The sequence below is a fragment of the Clostridium putrefaciens genome (assembly GCF_900461105.1).
GTDB lineage: Bacteria > Bacillota > Clostridia > Clostridiales > Clostridiaceae > Clostridium_L > Clostridium_L putrefaciens.
Genome location: NZ_UFWZ01000001.1, coordinates 1,524,853 through 1,545,287, shown reverse-complemented (window position 1 = coordinate 1,545,287; position 20,435 = coordinate 1,524,853). Strand labels below are relative to the sequence as shown.

Sequence of the window (20,435 nt, the reverse complement as noted above, 5' to 3'; positions counted from 1 at the left end):
ATGAGGTTTCACTATTTATGTCATAAAATATTAATATATAAGTATATTTATATAGATTATAATATTCTTATGGGGTGAGATAATTGTTAGAAGACTCTTCTAATAGTAATGTTAAGATATGGCCTAAAGAAAAGAAAATGATAGAACAATCTATGAATCAATATGGATTCAATATTATAGAGGTGCAAAAGGTTAGAAGTGCCTATAAAGTTATATGTGAAGAAGGTACTTATTGTTTAAAACGTATGAAAAGTGGTAGGTATAAAGTTAAAAATGGATTTATATTAGTGGAAGAGCTAAATAAAATAGGCTTTGAAAAAGTAGCAAATTATATCAAAACTAAAGAGGGTTATAACTATGTTAAGTATAGTAAGTACATCCTCTATTTAACGGAATGGATAGATGGTAAAGAGTGTAGTATAAATAATACTATAGAAGCCGCTGAATGTGCTTTACTACTAGCAGAATTTCATAATGCAGTAGAAAAAATAGATATATCTAATCTTAAAATAAAAAACAACTTAAAAAACTGGCCAAAAGTATTTTTAGGAAACCTTTATGACCTTGAATATTACAAAAGAATAATAGAACGTAAACGACTTATAAATGAATTCGATAAAACTTATATTAAATATATAGACATCTTATACCAAAGGGGTATGCTTTCATTAAACATACTTCAAAATTCCGAGTACTATTCTATATCAAAAAAAGCTGAAAACAACAAGACCTTATGTCATGATAGTTTTTATTATCAAAATATATTAAAAACTGAGGATAGCTATTATATTATAGATCTAGATAGTATCATAATAGATTTAGAAGTTAATGATTTAGGAAAGTACATAAGAAGAATTATGCATAAAAGTGATTTTAAATGGGACTTTAATAAAGCAAAATCTATAATAGAATCTTATGTAGAAGAAAGGCCGCTTACGAGAGAGGAATTAGAAATAATGCTAGCCCTAATTATATTCCCTCACAAGTTTTGGAAGCTTGGCAAAAAAAGGTATGTAAAGCATAAAAACTATAGTGAAATAAAATATATGAAAAAGTTAGATAAAATAATACAGTATATAGACATTCAAGAACTATTTATAAATGACTACCTAGAGTATATAGACTCTATATAGCTATATCATAATTTATTGACTTAAATTAACCCATGTATTATACTAATTTTGTTAAATAATTAAGAATGATGACGAGGTAATTATGTATAACTCTGTTAAACTTTCAGGAAAGAATTATGATATATTTAAAAACATGTTAAAAAGATCTTCAGAATTTAATGAATTAAATAAGGACTTTTATCTTAATTACAATAACTATAATGCATTTCAAAAGATTCAGATGAAATCCTCTACTTTATTACTCAAAGATGATACAGGTTATATCGGTTATATGTGGTATAGCCAGTATGAAAGGCAAGATTATGTTATAAATGATATGTGGATTGATAAATCTTCTAATATTGTTTCTATTAATAATTATATAAGTAAATTAAAGAAGGATTATAGTTTATTATATGAATGTAAAAAAAATCATCACAACTATGAGGTACTGAAGGATTTAGGGTTTATTAAATTTGAAGCAAATCAAAATCTACAAATGAACTTAGATAGTCCTTTTAAACTAAGTATTTCAAAAGACTTAAATTTTGAAATACTTAAAGAGGGGAGTCAAGAATCTTTAAGATGCTTTATTCAAAATAGTATATTCGAAAATAAAGATAGAATACCTCTTATAGTTGAAGATATAATATTTGATGAAGATCAAGATTATTATCTGAAATCTTGCAGTGTATTTTTAAAGTATCAAAATGAATATATAGGTTATGGTCAACTAATTTTAGACAATGATGAGATAACAATAGTGAACTTTGGTCTTATACCAAGCTTTAGAGGTAAAGGTTATAGTAAGATTCTTTTGAAAAGATTATTAAACATAGCTTTAGAGAATGGTTATGAAAGAGTATGTATAAAGGTTTTAGAAGACAATCTAAAAGCTCTAGGTTTGTATAAAAGCATTGGTTTTACATTTAAAGAAGAGATTTCAACCTGGGGATTTAATTATATGATGGATTAGATTTAGAATTTGAAGTTGTTTTTGAAACTGGAATAAAAGATAAAGATGGAAATGTTTTTAACGAAAAATAAAACATTTCAAAGTTACTTTTTGACTAACTATCTTTTTCGAAAGTAGTTGGTCAAACTATAGTGATAATAAAAAGGAGGGTGTACACCCTCCTTTTTATTAAAAAATACTTTTATATTTTTCTAATCCTTTAGATAATATCATCATGGCTTCTTTTAGCTCATTAGAATTTATACAATAAGATATTCTAATTTCATTTTTGCCAAGTGAAGGCGTTGCATAGAAGCCTTCTGCTGGAGCTACCATTACTGTTTTATTATCATATTCGAAATCTGTTAGCATCCATTTAGAAAAATGTTCAGCATCTTCAATAGGAAGTTTTACAATTACATAAAAAGCTCCTGTTGGTTTCTCACAAATCACACCTGGTATAACACTTAGATTATCATATAGTATATTTCTTCTATTTTCATACTCTTTTGTAACTCTTGAAAAGTACTCTTTAGGAGTATTAATCAAACTAGCTGCACCGACCTGCTCTAAGGTTGGAACACAAAGCCTTGATTGACATAATTTAAGGATCTGATTTATAAGCTCCTTATTTTTAGACGCTACTAACCCAATTCTAGCACCACAAGCACTATATCTTTTAGAGATACTATCTATTAAGATAACCCTATCTAAAATATCAGTCATATATAGTGCAGAAGTGTATTTAAGATTATCATATATAAATTCTCTATAAACCTCATCAGCAATTAAGTATATATCCCTCTCCTTAGCTATATCAGATAACATTCTTATCTCATAATAGGTATAAACAACCCCTGTAGGATTACCTGGATTTGATATTAATATAGCTTTAGTTTTAGGTGTTATTTTCTTTAGTATTTCCTCTTTTTTAGGTAGATGAAATCCATCTTCTGCTTTAGTTAAAAAAGGTACTACTTTAACTCCTGCAGCTTCACTAAATCCATTATAATTAGTATAAAATGGCTCTGGGATTATAATTTCATCATCAATATCACATATTGCCATCATAGCAAATAATAGAGCCTCGCTGCCACCATTAGTTATTAGTATTTCATCTTTTTCAAAGTTTATATCCCACTCTTTATAATACTTAATAAAACTATCAATTAATATGTCCATTCCTTGAGAGTTAGTATATTTTAGTACCGTTTCTTTGAAATTTGCAATAGATTTGAAAAATAATTCTGGTGTTTCTATATCTGGCTGGCCGATATTTAAACGAAATACCTTCTTACCTTTAAGTACAGCATCATTTGCATAGGGCATAAGCTTTCGGATAGGCGAAAATTGCATTGACTTAATTCTTTCAGAAAATATCATATAATAACCTCCCTTTAAATTAGAAAATTATTTAATTAAAGAGGCCTTTCCTATAAATCTAATCTACAGGAAAGGCCTATAAATTATTATAAATTACTATGAATTAATTGTAATATCTTTTTAGAACTTCTGCAAGCTTTTCTATACCTTCTTTAATTCTTTCTTCAGACATATTTGAATAGTTTAATCTAAAGTAATTTTTATTTCCTCCATTAGGGAAAAATGATGCTCCTGGTACAAATGCTACTTGTAATTTCAATGCCTCTTCTAGTATCTTAGCTGCATCTAGATCTTCTCTTAATTCTACCCAAGTAAATAGTCCTCCCTTAGAATTTGTAAACTTTATTTCTTTTGGGAAGGTATCTTTCATAGTGTTAATCATAACATCTCTACGTCTTCTATAAACTTCTATTATGGTCTTTATATGCTCATCTAAATTATATTCTTCCATATAAGCAGCTACTATTCTTTGGTCTAATGTACTAGACTGAAGGTCTGCTCCTTGTTTTATAGTTACATACTTTTGTATTATATCCTCATGTGCACATATCCAACCAATTCTAAGTCCTGGGCAAAAAGTTTTTGAATATGTTCCAAGTTGAATTACAAATCCGTCCTCATCAAAACTTTTAATGCTAGGATAAACCTCTCCATCAAATATTAATTCACCATAAGGACTATCTTCAAGTACTGGTATATTATATTCTGCACCTATCTTAGCAAGTCTCTTTCTTCTTTCTATACTCATAGTTCTACCTGTTGGATTTTGGAAATCAGGTATAGTATAGATGAATTTAACGTTCTCATTCTCTTTTAACGCCTTTTCAAGCTCTTCAATAATCATTCCATTATCATCCATAGGTATCTCTACAAATCTAGGCTTATAAGCTCTAAATGCATTTATTGCCCCTAAATAGGTAGGGCTTTCGCAAAGGATTACATCTCCTTCATTAACAAATAACTTGGCAGAGAATTCTAAAGCTTGCTGAGAACCACTACAAACCATAATGTTATCTAAAGTGGCATTTATACCAGCTGGTTTTAACCTTTGTTCAATTATAACTTCTCTTAAAGGATTAAATCCTTCAGTAGTACTATATTGTAGTGCAGCCTTACCTTGCTCTTTTATAACCTTTGAAGCTATCTTCTCCATATTTTCTAAAGGAAATAACTCAGGCGCAGGTAATCCCCCAGCAAAAGATATTATTTCTGGTTGTTGTGTTAGTTTTAATAGCTCTCTGATTGCTGAAGCTTTAATTTCGCCCATTCTATCTGAGAATTGAATATTCATAAAAGCACCTCCAAAATATATTACGTCCACTTATATAGTTCTACAAGGCAATTACTTTTCCTCTTTTATTATATTCTTAGGGACCATTTATTTAAATCTTTCAATTATTTCAACAAATCTTAATTAACTAAGAACTTTTTCACACCATTTATTATTAAATTATGAATATATATAAGGCAATATACAAAATATAACTTCAAAAAAGCTATGAAGTTATATATAATATAGTAAAATGATATTTTCGTATTATTGAAAACAATATTTTTGAAAATAGTATAATGAGGAGTAGAAGAAATAATGAAATATTATATAGAAACTTTTGGTTGTACAATTGTTATTTTTTAAATTATTGTGGTTACAAATTCTTTTGATATCCCTCTTCCGGTATTTAGTACTAAGTTTTTATAATTTATATATTCATAATTTAACAATTCTTTTGAGAGCATAAAGCTAGAAATTTCTTTCATTAAATTTAATTCTGATACATTGCTATAGCTACTTAATTCCTCAAATTTTCCATTTATTTCATTAAGTTGATCATATATTTTATTCTTTTTAACAATATAATCTTTTTCGCTTATAGCTTCATCGTCAAATAAATATAAGCTTTCTAATCTTTCTAGAGCTCTTTCATATTTAGCTTTCTCTTTTTTTATAATCTCTATTTCCATTCAGAAGTTTAGCACTTGAAAAGTTTTTAGGGCGATAGCCCGTTGATTTATAATGATTTGTATCAAATTAAGAAAATCGTTATTAATTCCGATTTTTGCTGGAATTTATAAGGGAAAAACTTGCATAATAAAAGCATCCTTTTTATAATAGTTTTAACTAGAAACTTAAAATAAAAGGATGCTGATAAAATGAACACAAATTATTTAAAACAAATGCTCACCTATATTAATAAGGTATATCATATAGGCAAAAAAATCAATACCTTAAAGGATAAAAGAATAAAATTTTCTGCAAAAGTTTCAACAATCTCCTTTGTGGTATTATTTGGGTTTATACTTCAAATAAGAAGTTTCAATAGATTAGAACACTTACTTGAAAAAAATAAATTTAAAAAGTTGCTACCTAAGAAAACTAAAGTGCCACGTATTGATACCGTTAGGCGCTCATTAAGCGACTTTGACTTAGAAGGTTTAAATAATATGCACAATCAAATAATAAAAACTGCGGTAAAAAATAAAGTCTTTAGAGCTAGTACTATGGATGGTTTAAAGGTAGTGGCAATAGATGGTGTAGAATTATTTGAAAGCACCAAAAAGTGTTGTGATAAATGTCTTAGCCGAGTTCACAATGGTGGAGTTACTCATTATTTTCACAGGTCAGTAGTATGTTCAACTGTAGGCTCTGATCCGAACCTTATTTTAGGACAGGAAATGCTTGAACCTAAAACAGATGGATCAAATAAGGATGAAGGTGAAACTACCGGAGGGAAACGCCTAATCAATAGGCTATATAAAGAATTTCATCATTTTGCAGATATCATAGTCGCTGACGCTCTATATTGTAAATCCACTTGGATTAAAGAAGTGCTATCAATTGGAATGAATGCAGTAGTACGAGTTAAAGATGAAAGACTTCATATTGTCAAAGATGCATTAGCTTTATTCAAGTGCAGGGAGCCAAATAAAAAGTGGGTTGTGAATAGAAAAAGTAACAACTATATAAAAATAAAAGCCTGGGATGAAGATAATTTTGAAATGTCTAATTCAGAGATAAAAGTAAGATTTATAAAGTTTATAGAAGAAGTACATAAAAAAGATAAAGTAGAAATCAAAGAATCATGGATTATAACTACAGACAAATTTACTTCAGTAGAAACTTTGTGGAAGATAATGCATAAAAGATGGGATATTGAAAATAATGCGTTTCATCAGTTAAAAACGGAGTGGCATTTAGATCATTGCTTTCTTCATAGCCCTACAGGTGTAGAAACAGTGCTTATGTTTATAGTAATAGCCTTTAACTTAATGCAATTATATTTTTTTCGGTGCATTAGAGGGTTTAGAAGAAAAAGGATGTTGCAAATAAATATAATTGAGGATTTAAGGGATGAGATGCTATTAGTACAAGATTGGATAAATCCTATCTTCGATACTACTTAACTAGTTTAATAATTGTAAATTAATTTTGAAGATACTTTGGGGAGGGGGAATTTATAGGCATTTTGCGACCTATCTTTGTGTTGCATTCCCATATATCTTAATGAATGTAATAGGTGACAATTACAGTAAGAGTAAAATTTTCACTGGGATTTTAATGCGAAATCTCTGATTTCCATTGAATCATCTTTACTTTCTACACTTGTAGTTTTTAATATATTTTTAGAATAAGTTATATTTTGCATAGACCATATATTTTCAATTCCTACAATATTTTTAAATATTTCTCCTTTAATTAAAGATTTTTCTAGAGTTGAAGTATCTAACTTATTTATTTTATTTTGGACTACCAGGATGTTAGATATAAAATTAAATACAAAGGTACCTATATAATTATCGCTAATAGTTTTTTGATTACAACCAAGCTGATTATACCTTCCAGAGCAAACATATAAAGAAGGTATAAATCCATCCATATTAGGTTTATCCTGTTTGGTATATAAATTATTATTGCATTCTCCACACTCTAAAATTCCAGCAAATACATAAACCTTGCCATTAAATCTAAACACTGCAGCATTATTCTTTTGTGCATTTGTATCCATAATTTTATTACATTTCTCTCATAATTCTATAGATACAAGTCCTGTATGGTTATCGTTTATAAGTACCCATTCATTTTCATTTTTACCACGCCCAGGTTTGCGGTAATTATATCTATAGGTGCCCTTGTAAAAAGGATTGCGTATTATATCCGATATTATTTTTGTGGTCCATGTACCTCCGCATTTGATTTTTATATCGTTGGCATTTAATAATGACCTCATTGCTGTAGTAGACTTAGCTTCTAAATACTTATTAAAAATTAACTCAATAGTAGTCCTTTCATCTTCATCTATAGCAGGAAATTTCTTTTCTTTATCCCATTTATAGTTCAAAGGAACTGGTGTCCCATTCCAAGGCCCTCTTGTAGCCCTATCTAACATTACAGCCGTAACTCTCTCTCCAGTTAGTTTTATTTCAAGTTCTGCAAAAACTAGTATGATTTTCAACATAGCTTCACCCATGGCGGAGCTGGTATCAAATTGCTCATTTTTGCTTATAAAGGTACAGTTGCATTTTTTTAAATCCTCATACATATCACAAAAATCTATTAAGTTACGGGATGTTCTGTCAAATTTCCAAACTAACAAATGAGAAAACTCACCATTTTTAATCTTAGACAACATATCTTGGAAAGCAGGTCTATCTGTATTCTTGCCAGAATAGCCAACATCTTCAAATATCTCATATTCATTTGTATTAAGTACATACATAGCATAATTGATAAGATCTTGCCTTTGGAGTGGCAATGAATCTTTGTCAATTTGATAGTGAGTAGAAACACTCACATAAATGGCAACTTTATTACTCATAGAAAACCTCCTGAATTTTATTTTCCTTTTCTTTTTTCTAGTAAACATTCAATATCAGCTTTTAATGCAACTATTAACAATTCTTCAAGAGTTCCTTCTGTATAATTCCCATTAAATAATTTATCAACATCCTTTACCAGGCCCAAATCTATTATTTGCTCAAGAGCCTTTTTAACACATTTTAAATCATCTCTAACTTTTATATATTCTTTCTCATCTATGCCATATATCCAATACTCTTCAGGCTTACCACTTTCACATACTAATTTCTCTGTAAATGCCTTGCTTGGATTTCTTTTCCCATTTTCAATCATATTGTAATAACTCTCGCTTACTTCAAGTTTTTTTGCAAACTCTACCTTTAGTAGATTTTTACCTTTTCTATATTCTTTCAATCTTTCATTAAACATAATTCCTATTCCTCCGCCTTTTATTTTCTACATATTCATTATATCAAACTTTACAATTTTGTAAAGCTAAAAGAAAAGGTTAACAAAAGTGAAAATATTAATAATGGATGTAAACTGTATATATTTATAGGAATGTAGATTTAATTCTTAATTATAACAGTTTTCCCAACTTTACAAATTAGAAAAGTTGTATTACTGTAATGTCAAGGAGGTGATAAGCCGTGACACTTAAAGATTTACGGATAGAAAGTGGCCTAAAAGCTTGTAAGGTGGCCGAAATTTTAGGTATAAGTAGAGTTCAATTAAATAACTTAGAAAAAGGAAAATACAAGATAAGCAAGCTCAAACTTGAGAAGTTAAGTGAAGTTTATAGCAAAGATATAGAAGAACTTAGCTTAATAATATCAGAAGGAGGTAAAATTAATGTCTGAAAACCAAAAAAGGTTTAACGAACTCCTGGAACAATTAAAGAAAAATGGTGTTGAAAATGAGTGAAGAAATTGAAAAACTTTGGGAGGTTTTGAATAACCGTTATGGCATTTATACTAAAGAACAGTTAAAAGAATAAATGAAAAAAACAGTATTAGATATAGGAATATTCACTATGCCATTAAATATAAAGGATAAGGCTTGTTAAAACTTTAAAAAAATACACCTCAATGGTGTACAAGCTTATTAAAAACTTAGGAGGTAAATATAAATGAATAAATTAATGGAAAAATTCAAGAAGATTTTAGATACATGGAATGATTTGCCTGATTATGTTTATTGTTATCAATATAGAAATGCTTTTACTGAGTTTGTAGAAAAGAAAATAGCAATTGGCCAAGAAATAGAAAAATCGCTCGCTGTGTGGATATTGCACAATGAAACAGGGGGAAGAACCAGGGCAATTGCATCCTTATATTGTAATGAGCTAAAGCTTAATCATATTTTGGTAGTATAAGGATATTGTTGCACTTGAAAATACAGAAGTTTAATATAACGTTTACTTAAGATATTAGAACTGTAATAACTTTATGAAAACGATATTCCTATTGGATTGAAGTTAAAACCTTTTTTAAATAATCATTATCCCAACCGGATTTGAGCCTTTTAGCTTTTACACCAATCTTTACTGATTTTTCATTTTTTAATAAGTTTAAAGCTATGTGCCTTAAAATGGCAAAGTTTTCAGCTGCATTTTCAATTCTTATTCGGCTATCATCTTCTCTAAAAGCAATATCTAAAATCCAATGTAAGCTATTCTCTATTCCCCAATGTTTTCTAATGGCATCAGCAACTTTTTCAACATTTTCTGTTAAGCTCGAAATATAATATCTTCTTTCTTTAGATGTTTTATCGCCTATGGTTCTTTCAGATTCAACCATAATTATACTATTTAGGTTTTTCCACTCTGACTTCTGTGAAAGCCAGTTTAAATCGTTAATTAAGTAATGTTTACGTGTTTCAATTCTGCCATGGTCTTTGTTAGTAGTCTTGAAAAAACTATATTCAACATCAGCAAATTTATTCTTAGATTCTTCTTCAAAAAAGTATTTTATATCGTTGGAAAAGTTTTTATGATTACCTTTTAAAGCTAAAACATAATCTCCGCCCTTTTTGATTATTTTTTTAGCTATATTTTTTTGAGTACCCATAGCATCAATTGTTACTATAGATTTATTTATATCTATCTTATCTAATAATTCTGGAATTGCTGTTATTTCATTTGATTTATCATTAACCTTTATCTGACCTAAAACTAAACCCAACTGATTTGACCATGCACTTACCATATGAATAGCTGATTTATTGTTACTTGTATCAAAGGAATGCCTAACTGTCTTGCCATCTATGGCAATTACGTCACCAGTAACTTTATCAGAAATATCTTTGATCCACTTAATAAACGCTTCCTGAAATTCTTTTGGATTAATAATAGAAAATACTCTTCCAAAAGTATCATGGGATGGTATCCCATGATTAAGCTCTAAGAATGTTGAAAACCACTCTTGTTTTGATGTGCCATATTGAGCTATATCTGTCCATGTATCGGCTCCGCATATTATTGCACAAGTTGCTATTGTTAGTATATCAATAAGCTTATGTTTTGAATTATTATCTCTTGGGTCTGAAATGCTTATAAAAGAATTTGAAAGTTCGTTATACATAATTATAAAAATCCCCTTTACATTAGTAATATTATTAAATAAATTCTACTATGTAAAGGGATTTAACTCAAGTTTTTAAATGCAATTGCCCTGGATAGGAACTCCTTTTTCATTAATATCTAAAGTAGTTGGGTATTTTGAATTTCCTTTATTTTTGGAGTTCAAATCAATAAAGGGATTAATGTTCCATTTGGAACATAATTCATATGTAGGATAGTTATCATTAGCTGAGTCAAGAACATAATTTGATATATTGAACTGCGGCAACAGTTCTCTAAATTCAGCTAATGCGACTATTCCAGTGATACTGTCGTGCCTGCTTGCTTCTACAAATCGTAGATAAATAGGTAGATCTATCTTATGTTTTTTATTGTAGGAAGATAAAGCATAGAGAGTGTACCCATAAAACCAACGGTTTTCATGACTGTCCCATCCCCAAGTAGCATTTATGTCAGAAAGTCTACGAGGGCATTTGCAATCGTAAATTTCATTTTGACGGCAGTCACAAACTTTAGAGCCGTAGTAAGAAGACTTACAGTGAACACAAGTACCATCACCTGCAACGGTAAGGTTAGATTTTTCTATTAAGTTAAGGTTAAAAGATGGCTGCACAGCAACTAATGCGAATATTTTTTGAAGTAGTTTTTCGGCTCTTAGGGAAAATGAGCGACCAGATTCAAGAAAATCTGAAATTCTCTTAACAACACCTGTTTTTTTATTAGGAAGTTTTTTATTTTTCCCGGGTGATTTTATTTTAGAGAGTTTTCTCTTATATGAATATGTATTTTTCAGTTTGATTCTGTCGGTAGACAGATTTGAAAGCCATAATCTAGAGATAAAATCATAATGAGCACCAATTGATGGGACATTATTTTTAGTGCATCCTATACAGGTTATAAGTAATTCACTGGCATGAAGCTTTTTCACCCAGTTGGTAATGCTTGTCTCCTTTTGAAAAAGCATTAAAGAAAATGAGCGAAATATTTCAGGTTGAAGGGTGGCAGGCCTATCCGTATTAGAATAACAAGGTTTTAATATCTCTCTAAGAATATCTAAATCTAAGCAATACAACTTAGATATAGAATGTTCAAGTTCTATAATCTTTCTTGGGAAAGATTTGTATAAAGATGAGAGGTTTGAAATAATAAATTGCTGATATTCAGCATGAGAAGTCCAGTTTTTAAGCATAAAAGTTACCTCCTGACAAATATATTTATAATAGGATTTGCACAAAAAAATATACATTTGTCAAGTGTTTTATGTAAAAAAGGTGTGGGAAATGATAAAAAGTTATAATACTAAAAATGAGTAATCATAGGAGCTAAAGAGTTTCCGTGAAAGCTCATATATTAAATGGGGGAAGGGGTTATATGTATGAAAGTTGGAACAACCTATTCTAAAAAACAATATAAAGTTTATGCCAAACTATATTTAGTTACAGGAATAATTTTTGTAATCTTAGGCACATTTTTCACCATAGTTTTTCCACCTCTTGGAATAATTATTTTACCAATAGGTGTATTATTCATTATAATGTCAAAAGGGTTTAAAAAATCTTCAATAGAAGGTGGTCATTCTGAAGAGGTTGAAAATTTTATTGCAACTAATGAAGTTAATGGGTATATAAAATTTAATGATAATACAAAACAAGCTTTAATATCTCCAAAATTTAACCCTAGAATAGTTAATTATTCAGATATTTTAGATTTTGGACTAATTGAAGATGGGAAAACTCTTGTAACTAAAGGTGGTTTAGGTAACGCTGTTGTCGGAGGTACGTTGTTTGGCGGTGCAGGTGCTATCGTTGGTGCTTCTACGAGTAAAAGGAAAAGCGTAACTAGCATAAACGTATTAAAGATAAAAATTGTAGTAAAAGATATGAATAACCCTAACGCTTATATAAACTTAATAACAACGTCTACTAGAACTAATTCGTATATTTATAAAAATTACTGTGAAGTTGGTCAAAGAATATTATCAATGCTTCAAATAGCAACTTCTCAAACTTAACTAGCCTCACAAATAAATGAAGTAAATAATTAAATAATATATTTATAAAATAAAAGCACTTACTAAGTAGTAGGTGCTTTTATGTCCAAAAGTAGGTGATTAATATTGAAGAAATAAGATGCCCTAAATGCAATCATCTATTACTAAAAGCTGATTATATTAAGGGAGAAATAAAGTGTAACAGGTGTAAGAAAATAATTAAATTAGAGATTAAACAAAGAACAGAGCCAAGCCACACATAAAGTAGTGAGCGTGCATGTCTTTTTTATTTTATAGAAAAGGTAGGTGAGAAAATGGAAGATGGTAAAATAATAATTGATACCAAAATAGATGATACTGGTATGAATAAAGGTATAGACAAGTTAAATAGTATAGTAATTGCGGGTTTAAAACTTGTAAAAGCTACTGGAATATCTGGGGTTATCAAAGTAGTTGGTGGCCTAGCTGAAAATATGGCTAAAATCATACAGGATAAATTAGCGGGTTCAGTTGAGCAATTGGGCAGTGGATTAGAAACGCTAGGATTAACTGCATATGAAAAATTCCAAGGACCAATGGAAAAAGCAATTGATGTAGCAATAGAAAGTGTTGATTGTTTAATTAATAGTTTAAATGATGGGGACTTAGGAAATATTATGGATAAAATTGCAGAGGGCTTTGGAAATTTAGTAGAAAATATGGCTAAACTTATTGAAAAGTGGCTTCCTAAAATTATAGAAGGCTTTGCATGGATTATGAACCATAGTAGTATAATTATGGCTGGTATATATGGCATAGGTACTGCTTTAATAACTCTAAATGTAGCCAATATGATAATGGGATTAATTAAAGCATTTGAAGGAGTTAAAACTGCTACAGAGGCATGGTCGGTTGTTCAAAAACTATTAAACGTTCAGTTATTTGCCAATCCTACTGGATTAATAATAGCAATTATAGCAGGAGTAGTTGTTGCTATAGTGTACCTATGGAATACCAGTGAAGACTTTAGAAATTTTGTTATAGGAGCCTGGGACGCTATTTTATATGCAGGTAAAGGAGTATGGGAGTGGTTAGTCAACTTCTTTACTGAGTATATTCCTAATGCCTTTCAAACGGTATTAGATTTTTTTATAGGAATACCATATTGGTTTGTTGATTTATGGATACAAATCAAACAATCATTTTTGGATGGATGGAATAACATATCAAACTTCTTTACAGAAACTATTCCAATGTGGATACAACAAATATTTTGTTGGTTTAATGAGCTGCCGCATATGATTGGGTTTGCTTTAAGTTTTGTATTAGTATCTATAATTAAATGGGGTATTGATACATGGAATTATCTTGAAACCAATGTACCTATATGGATGCAAAATGTAGGGATGTTTTTTAGTGCACTACCGGGTATGATATTTATTTGGTTAGATAATACAATAACTAATATTATCTCTTGGGGAAGCCAGATGTATAACAATATGGTGAACTCAGCCACAAATGCTATAAATGCAGTTATACAGTGGTTCTCCACGTTACCAAGCTCTATTTCGACTTGGTTAGCTAATACAATAACTAATGTTATACAATTCGGGAGTAATTTATGTGCAGCGGCAAGCCAAGCTGGTGATAATATGGTAACTAATATTATTGGAGTAGTTCAAAATCTTCCTGCACAATTTGAAGCTATAGGAACTAATATTGTTAAAGGCGTATGGCATGGAATTACTAGTATGGGATCTTGGATTGCTGATAGAGTGAATGGATTCTTTACTGGAATAATAGATGGAGCTAAAAGTGCATTAGGAATACATTCACCTTCTAGGGTTTTTAGAGATCAAGTAGGTGCTATGATGGCAAAAGGAGTAGGTCTCGGTTTTGAAGATGAAACTAAAGATATACAAAACGATATGCAAAAAAACTTATCTGATTTAACTGCTAAAATGACTTCCACTGTTAATTATGAAACTTCAAGAACTAGCTCAGGAGTAGTTGCTAGGGGTACACAAGGTATAATCACAGATATTGCTACAAGTGAGGATATAAAAGACGGAGATATATTTATGGTTAAGAATTATATGGATAGTGAAGAAATATCTGAATACACATATAAGAAAACTGATGGTAAATTTGCTATGGCTGGGAAGAGGGTGAGATAGTGCTTATTAACAATATTAATATATCTAATTTTAAAGCTAAATTATTAGACAGAAATATTAAAAGTGCTGAAATTGATATTATAAATGATTGGAATACTAACTCAATTGCTCCTTTTGTTGATGATAAATATAAGGCTAAGTATAAGACCCTTACACTTGTCTTAGATATAATATGTAGTAATGCTAATGAGTTAGAAATAATGAAGAGTAACCTAATTAAGCAATTAGCTATATCTACAATAAAGTTTGATGATATAGAGTATTATTACAGAGGGTTTGTGAGTGGAACTCCTACATTTAATTATATAATGAAGGGCAATGAAACACTTAATGTAGACATGCTAGTTATAGCTGAAAAAGAACAGGTCACCGAAGCAATGAACAGGATCTCAACCAAAATAATAAATATACCTGGCAATTTAGAAACTCCATGTATATTAGAAATATCGCCAAGTGTAGATGATATAGACTTAGTTATTACCGGATTATCCGAAGAAGCTATAACAATTAGAAACTTAAAGCAAGGAAAGAAGATAATTATTAATGGTGAAGATTGTACAGTGTTCCAGGAGGGGATTAATAAATTTAATGATACGGATTTATGGGAATTTCCAAGCCTTAAGCCAGGATTAAATACAATAACAGGTAGTAAAAATACAATGGATATAAATATTAAATATAAAGGGAGATGGATTTAATGTTAAAAGTTAATAAAAATATAAACTTAACTGGGTATAGCACAATAGGAAAGGTGCAAGTAGTATATTTAAATGCAAGCATATCTACAGATGGGACAAGTAACGCAAATAAATCTACAACAATTCTAAATCAAGACTTATATAATAAAAATAAAACTGAGATAAGAAAAGATATGTCTGAGTTTAACGATGAGGTTTATAAAACAGAAGATGAAATAATAGGAGGTGCAGTAAGTGAATAAGGAGATAATAGATGTAGAACCTAAAGAAGAGGTTAAACCAACTATAGAGATTGGGAACTATTTTATAGAAGTAATTTCTGATGGAGAAGTAATTAAAAAGATAGCAGTAGCAAATAGTGAAATAAATATTACAAAACTTTCACAAGGTGGTCTAGCAGTAGACCTTAAATAAGGAGGTTCTAGACATATGATCCACTTATATGATCTAAATAAGACTAAAATACAAGGATTAAAAGCATATAAAGATTTAAATATAGAAAGTATCTTATCTACAGGAGATAAGACACTTTCTTTTTTATTTCCAAGAAAATTAAGTAAAAATATTAAAGAAGAAGGATATATTCGTACTAAGTGGGATGAATTTGTAGTAAAAGAAATTACAGATAGCAAGGAATGGACGTCAATTAAAGCTACTCTTAATATAGAAGCCTTAGAAGGCCAGCCATGGGAGCATTTTGACACGACAGAAAAGACTATAACTGAATGTTTAACTCTAGCACTTGCAGGCACAGGGTGGACCATTGGCACTTGTAATATTGCTAAAAGAAGGACAGTAAGAAAAACAAACTGTAGCACTTGGGATATAATTCAACAGGCTAAAAAAACATACCTAGCAGAAATAGAATTTGACACTATAAATAAAAAGATAAATATAGCTGAAAAGCTAGGAAGTGATAAGGGAGTTTATTTTATGGACTCCTTAAATCTTAAGAACCTTGATATACAATCTAATAGCTATGATTTTTATACAAGAATTATAGCCATAGGTAAAGATGATTTAAAAGCCACTGTAGAAAATTATCAGTACTCTAATAAAAAGAAAACTCTTATATGGAAAGATGAAAGATATACAGTGCTAGAAAGTCTTAAAGAAGATGCTACTGCTAAGCTAGAAGAGTTATCCAAGCCATATAAAGCCTACAATGCTGATATTATAGACATTGCTAATATCTCGAATAAATACAGTATCTTAGCTTATGGATTAGGGGATATAATTACTCTTATATCTAAAGAAAAAGGTATAAGAGAGAAGCAAAGGATAGTTAAAATTGTAGAATACCCTGATGATCCAAGCAAAAATACTTGTGAGATAGCCAATACTTTGTTGAGATTTGAGGATACCCAAAAAGAGCAACAAGATACTACAGATACAGTAAATAACATTACAATTGATAATGGTACAGTAGATGGCAGTAGTATAAATAGCATTAAAACAGAACAGATAAGCGACTTTGAAGTAAGTGTAGGTAAAATAACTAATCTTACAGCTATAAATATAAGAGTAGATAATTTACATGCAAAAAAAGCTGATATAGACTCTCTTAATGCAGTAGAAGTTAGAGTAGGTACCTTAATAGGTACTAAAGCAAATATAACCCAACTTGAAGCAGAAGTGGCAAGTATAAACCAAGCCTTTATAAAAACAGCAACAATAGAAAATCTTAATGCTACCAATGGTAAAATAACTCTTTTAGAAACTAAAGTAGGATCTATAGACACTGTTTTATCTAAAGAAATATTTGCAGAGCTTATAAGTGCAGGTAAGATAGTTGCTGGAAGTAGTATTATTGCAGAAAGTGCGATAGGATCTGCTCAAATAAATTCTTTGGATTTAAACAAGCTTAACGCAGGATCTATAGATACATCTAAAATACAATTAATTGGACCTAACGGTAGGCTAAAACTGGTAGGTAATAAGCTACAAATATTTGATACAGTTAACGGACAACAGTTTGAAAGGGTAATGCTAGGTGTAGATGATAGTAATAACTCCACTATAGTTTTAAGAGGAGCAGATGGAAAGACAATATTATTAAATCAAGATGGACTCACTAAACCAGGCTTTACAGATGGTTATAATAAACTAGAAGATAATAGTTTACCTGGTATTAAACTAGATATTAATAGTGTAATGAGGAGCATGAATGAGAAGGGTACAGAAACAATAAAAGGTACTAAAGTAACTGTGGGAGATAGAACCTTAGATGTAGAATTATCCACCCAAAAGAATTTAATAGATGGTGCCAATAAAGAATTGAGTACTCAAAAGACTACTATAAATGCCATGGATAATGCCATTAAGCTTAAGGTGGATAATCAAACATTTACACAATATAAAAAAACCACAGATGGCAATATAAGCACCATAAATACTAGCTTAAATAAAAATACAGCTAGTATAGATGTATTGCAAAAGTCTATATCACTAAAAGTAAGTCAGGACGAAGTAGAAGAGAAAATCAAAAGCATAAAGGTTGGTGGAAGAAACCTTGTTAGACAACTCGGTGGATATAATTACAACGATAATAGTATATATCCTGCGGATCGTAGCAGGGTAATGCACACATTTAATCAAAATAATGATCCTCCGTGGATAGTATATTCTAAAGCCACCACCATGCGTATCAATTCAATACCTGTTGCACCGAATACCAATTACACATGGGGTTTTGATATACGTACTGAAGGCGCTACTAGGACTATAACATGTAATCAATGGAGTGATAGATCATATGGACATGCTAGGTATGAAATAAACAAGACTGCTCGTAGAATAACCCATACGTTCACAACTGGCCCTAACGATAAGATAGAGATATTACACATATCAGGACTGTCACCAGGAAAGTCTACGGACGAAGAGACATACATGGCAAACTTCAAATTGGAAAAAGGGAACAAAGCAACTGATTGGTCGCCAGCCCCAGAAGATGTTGATGATGCTATAAACGCCGTATCGACGAATGCCACTACCAAAATAGGTGAAATAAAAATAACTCTAGACTCAGTAACTACCAGAGCTGGTAAGACTGAGGCCGCATCGATAGCCTTAGATGGTAAAGTAACCGCATTATCTACTAGAGTAGCTACAGCAGAGCAAAAAATAACACCAGATGGTATAGTCGCAACTGTTAGAAATTCTACAGCATACAAGGGCGATTTAAACGGCAAGGCTAGCCAAACGGCTTTAAATACGACTGAGAGTAAAGTTACCCAACTAGCTGGCTTAATAGCACAGAAGGTAGAGAGTAAAGACTTTGTAACATACAAGACTCAAACAGACAAAGCGATAACAGATAAAGTTAGTAACGGTATATTTAATACTTATAAAACGCAGACCGCTAACGAAATGTCGCAAAGAGTATCCAAAGGTGATTTTGGTAGTTTGTTTAAGCAGAATGCAGATGGGTTTAACTTTGGATTCAGTACTGGTCAAAATCTGCTTTATGATAGTGGTGGAAATATGTCAATGGCCAGCTATAATATGTGGAACTGGGATATATCTAAGAAGATAGTCCCAGGCACAACAGTAACCGTAGCATTAAAGGGTACGCTAGGCACTACCAGAACGTGCTTTGGGATATATAACTCTGGTGGTATGGTTAAGCTTGTAGATTTAATGCCTGCTAATAAAAATAAAGATGGTATATATACGGCTACTTTTAAATGGCCCGAGGCGGCAAATCAAAATAATGTAAACTTATATCATATGCCACAAGAGGCCACAAGTATTAGTTATATCAACTGGGTTACTCTAGTGGAAGGTAATGTGCCTGCCGTCTGGTCAGCACCAACAAACTTTAACAATACATCTGTATCCATAACGGATAGAGATGGATTAGTAGTTAGAAACAATGCTCTATCTGTTGTATCTAAAAGTGGTAGAACAGCGTTTAAAGTTGATGACGAAGGATACATTTATAATGAGTGGGGAGTAAGCAGTAGGGTTAAGCCAGGTGGCACCATATCTGTACAAGGCAAGATGATGGCAGACGATAAATGTAGCACACTACTAAGAGCCTTTGGGATATGGCACGAGAGCATTGATGATAAGTATAATATGCGTATAGGTAGCAAGTCTGAAATATGGTTTAAGAACCTAGCGGATGAGTTCCAAGACATAAGGGCCAGATGGATGATGTCTAATCAGTTCCGTACCACATACAACAATGACGCAGGTGTAATCATAAGAGAAAACACAGTTGATAGTGGTACTGGTAGACTCTGGATTAACTGGGGGGGTGGAAGACCTGGGCATATAGCACAAACCCTCATAGGAGATGGTATGCAAGCAGGTAGTTATGGAGAATTACATTGTGGTAGCTTTTATAGCCATGGTCAAAAGAATAGAGCCGTAGAAACGGAGAGCTTCGGTACTAGAGCTTTATGTGCCTATGAAACGGCTACCCCTTACTTTGGAGATATAAGTAGACAAGCCTATGAGATAATAGATGGACAATGTATAGTGCCTATAGATCCAATTTTTAAAGAGACAATAACAAGTACAGGAGAATACCAAGTATTCCTTAGTAAGTATGGAGAAGGTGATATATGGACAGCAGAAATGTATCCTACTTATTTTATAGTTAAGGGCTCCAATATTAAGTTTTCGTGGGAGCTAAAATCAATCCAGCGAGGATATGAAAATAATAGACTAGAACAAGTGCAAATATAAATGCAAAATAAGGACTTTCAGGAGTCCTTTTATTTTGCCTTATTTTAAAAACATGAAGGGAAGTGCA

Annotated in this window: 20 protein-coding genes; 12 read left to right on the top strand and 8 right to left on the bottom strand. The window is 30.9% G+C overall.

From position 1 onward, the window contains the following. Positions 1-83: 83 nt before the first annotated feature. Positions 84-1,133, top strand: coding sequence for a CotS family spore coat protein (locus tag DY168_RS06715; RefSeq protein ID WP_242984072.1), 1,050 nt, complete (start codon positions 84-86; stop codon positions 1,131-1,133). 82 nt (positions 1,134-1,215) lie between these two features. Further along, positions 1,216-2,088 (top strand): GNAT family N-acetyltransferase, encoded by an 873-nt coding sequence (locus DY168_RS06710; RefSeq protein ID WP_115641065.1) that lies wholly within the window; start codon positions 1,216-1,218, stop codon positions 2,086-2,088. Positions 2,089-2,256: 168 nt separating this feature from the next. Here the strand turns inward: DY168_RS06710 and DY168_RS06705 are convergent, their stop codons facing one another. The 3 genes from DY168_RS06705 to DY168_RS06695 form a co-directional block, all read right to left on the bottom strand. After that, complete coding sequence (locus tag DY168_RS06705; protein ID WP_115641064.1) at positions 2,257-3,450, bottom strand: pyridoxal phosphate-dependent aminotransferase; 1,194 nt, start codon at positions 3,448-3,450, stop codon at positions 2,257-2,259. 103 nt (positions 3,451-3,553) lie between these two features. Then, positions 3,554-4,741 (bottom strand): aminotransferase-like domain-containing protein, encoded by a 1,188-nt coding sequence (locus tag DY168_RS06700; RefSeq protein ID WP_115641063.1) that lies wholly within the window; start codon positions 4,739-4,741, stop codon positions 3,554-3,556. A 341-nt stretch (positions 4,742-5,082) separates the two neighbouring features. Further along, on the bottom strand, positions 5,083-5,412 hold the full coding sequence (locus DY168_RS06695; protein ID WP_115641062.1) for a hypothetical protein: 330 nt from the start codon (positions 5,410-5,412) through the stop codon (positions 5,083-5,085). Positions 5,413-5,601: 189 nt separating this feature from the next. Here DY168_RS06695 and DY168_RS14985 point away from each other — a divergent pair, with 189 nt between their 5' ends. Next, the gene (locus DY168_RS14985; protein WP_115641061.1) at positions 5,602-6,852 is read left to right on the top strand and encodes a transposase; all 1,251 of its coding nucleotides are present in this window, start codon (positions 5,602-5,604) and stop codon (positions 6,850-6,852) included. A 140-nt stretch (positions 6,853-6,992) separates the two neighbouring features. Here the strand turns inward: DY168_RS14985 and DY168_RS06685 are convergent, their stop codons facing one another. From DY168_RS06685 to DY168_RS06675, 3 genes are read right to left on the bottom strand one after another with little or no spacing between them, the layout of a single operon-like run. Continuing rightward, the gene (locus tag DY168_RS06685) at positions 6,993-7,454 is read right to left on the bottom strand and encodes a recombinase zinc ribbon domain-containing protein (RefSeq protein WP_115641060.1); all 462 of its coding nucleotides are present in this window, start codon (positions 7,452-7,454) and stop codon (positions 6,993-6,995) included. Between the two features lie 18 nt (positions 7,455-7,472). Further along, entirely contained in the window at positions 7,473-8,264 is a 792-nt protein-coding gene (locus DY168_RS06680; protein WP_172556286.1) for a recombinase family protein, read from the bottom strand. Positions 8,265-8,281: 17 nt separating this feature from the next. Continuing rightward, positions 8,282-8,674 (bottom strand): helix-turn-helix transcriptional regulator, encoded by a 393-nt coding sequence (locus tag DY168_RS06675; RefSeq protein WP_115641058.1) that lies wholly within the window; start codon positions 8,672-8,674, stop codon positions 8,282-8,284. 221 nt (positions 8,675-8,895) lie between these two features. Here DY168_RS06675 and DY168_RS06670 point away from each other — a divergent pair, with 221 nt between their 5' ends. After that, positions 8,896-9,105 (top strand): helix-turn-helix transcriptional regulator, encoded by a 210-nt coding sequence (locus DY168_RS06670; RefSeq protein ID WP_115641057.1) that lies wholly within the window; start codon positions 8,896-8,898, stop codon positions 9,103-9,105. A gap of 269 nt (positions 9,106-9,374) precedes the next feature. Beyond that, positions 9,375-9,620, top strand: a complete 246-nt coding sequence (locus DY168_RS06665; RefSeq protein ID WP_174905313.1) for a hypothetical protein — start codon at positions 9,375-9,377, stop codon at positions 9,618-9,620. Positions 9,621-9,708: 88 nt separating this feature from the next. Here the strand turns inward: DY168_RS06665 and DY168_RS06660 are convergent, their stop codons facing one another. After that, positions 9,709-10,827 (bottom strand): ISAs1 family transposase, encoded by a 1,119-nt coding sequence (locus tag DY168_RS06660; RefSeq protein ID WP_115640208.1) that lies wholly within the window; start codon positions 10,825-10,827, stop codon positions 9,709-9,711. 75 nt (positions 10,828-10,902) lie between these two features. Continuing rightward, on the bottom strand, positions 10,903-12,015 hold the full coding sequence (locus tag DY168_RS06655) for a hypothetical protein (protein ID WP_174905312.1): 1,113 nt from the start codon (positions 12,013-12,015) through the stop codon (positions 10,903-10,905). A gap of 186 nt (positions 12,016-12,201) precedes the next feature. On the opposite strand from DY168_RS06655, the gene DY168_RS06650 reads away from it, so the two are divergent. The 7 genes from DY168_RS06650 (at position 12,202) to DY168_RS06620 (ending at position 20,368) form a co-directional block, all read left to right on the top strand. After that, positions 12,202-12,837 carry a hypothetical protein gene (locus DY168_RS06650; protein ID WP_115641056.1) on the top strand — a complete coding sequence of 212 codons (636 nt, stop codon included), beginning with the start codon at positions 12,202-12,204 and terminating at the stop codon, positions 12,835-12,837. A 95-nt stretch (positions 12,838-12,932) separates the two neighbouring features. Next, the gene (locus tag DY168_RS06645; RefSeq protein WP_115641055.1) at positions 12,933-13,079 is read left to right on the top strand and encodes a Com family DNA-binding transcriptional regulator; all 147 of its coding nucleotides are present in this window, start codon (positions 12,933-12,935) and stop codon (positions 13,077-13,079) included. A gap of 51 nt (positions 13,080-13,130) precedes the next feature. Then, entirely contained in the window at positions 13,131-14,972 is a 1,842-nt protein-coding gene (locus DY168_RS06640; RefSeq protein ID WP_115641054.1) for a phage tail protein, read from the top strand. Beyond that, positions 14,972-15,670: a phage distal tail protein gene (locus DY168_RS06635; RefSeq protein ID WP_172556285.1), complete on the top strand. Its 699-nt coding sequence runs from the start codon at positions 14,972-14,974 to the stop codon at positions 15,668-15,670. The genes DY168_RS06640 and DY168_RS06635 overlap by 1 nt, the downstream gene beginning before the upstream one ends. Continuing rightward, a complete protein-coding gene (locus DY168_RS06630; protein ID WP_207658376.1) occupies positions 15,670-15,912 on the top strand; it encodes a hypothetical protein in 243 nt (80 codons plus the stop codon). The genes DY168_RS06635 and DY168_RS06630 overlap by 1 nt, the downstream gene beginning before the upstream one ends. Then, complete coding sequence (locus tag DY168_RS06625) at positions 15,905-16,084, top strand: hypothetical protein (protein WP_115641051.1); 180 nt, start codon at positions 15,905-15,907, stop codon at positions 16,082-16,084. The genes DY168_RS06630 and DY168_RS06625 overlap by 8 nt, the downstream gene beginning before the upstream one ends. Positions 16,085-16,099: 15 nt before the next feature. After that, positions 16,100-20,368, top strand: a complete 4,269-nt coding sequence (locus DY168_RS06620; protein WP_115641050.1) for a phage tail protein — start codon at positions 16,100-16,102, stop codon at positions 20,366-20,368. The last annotated feature ends 67 nt before the right edge of the window (positions 20,369-20,435 follow it).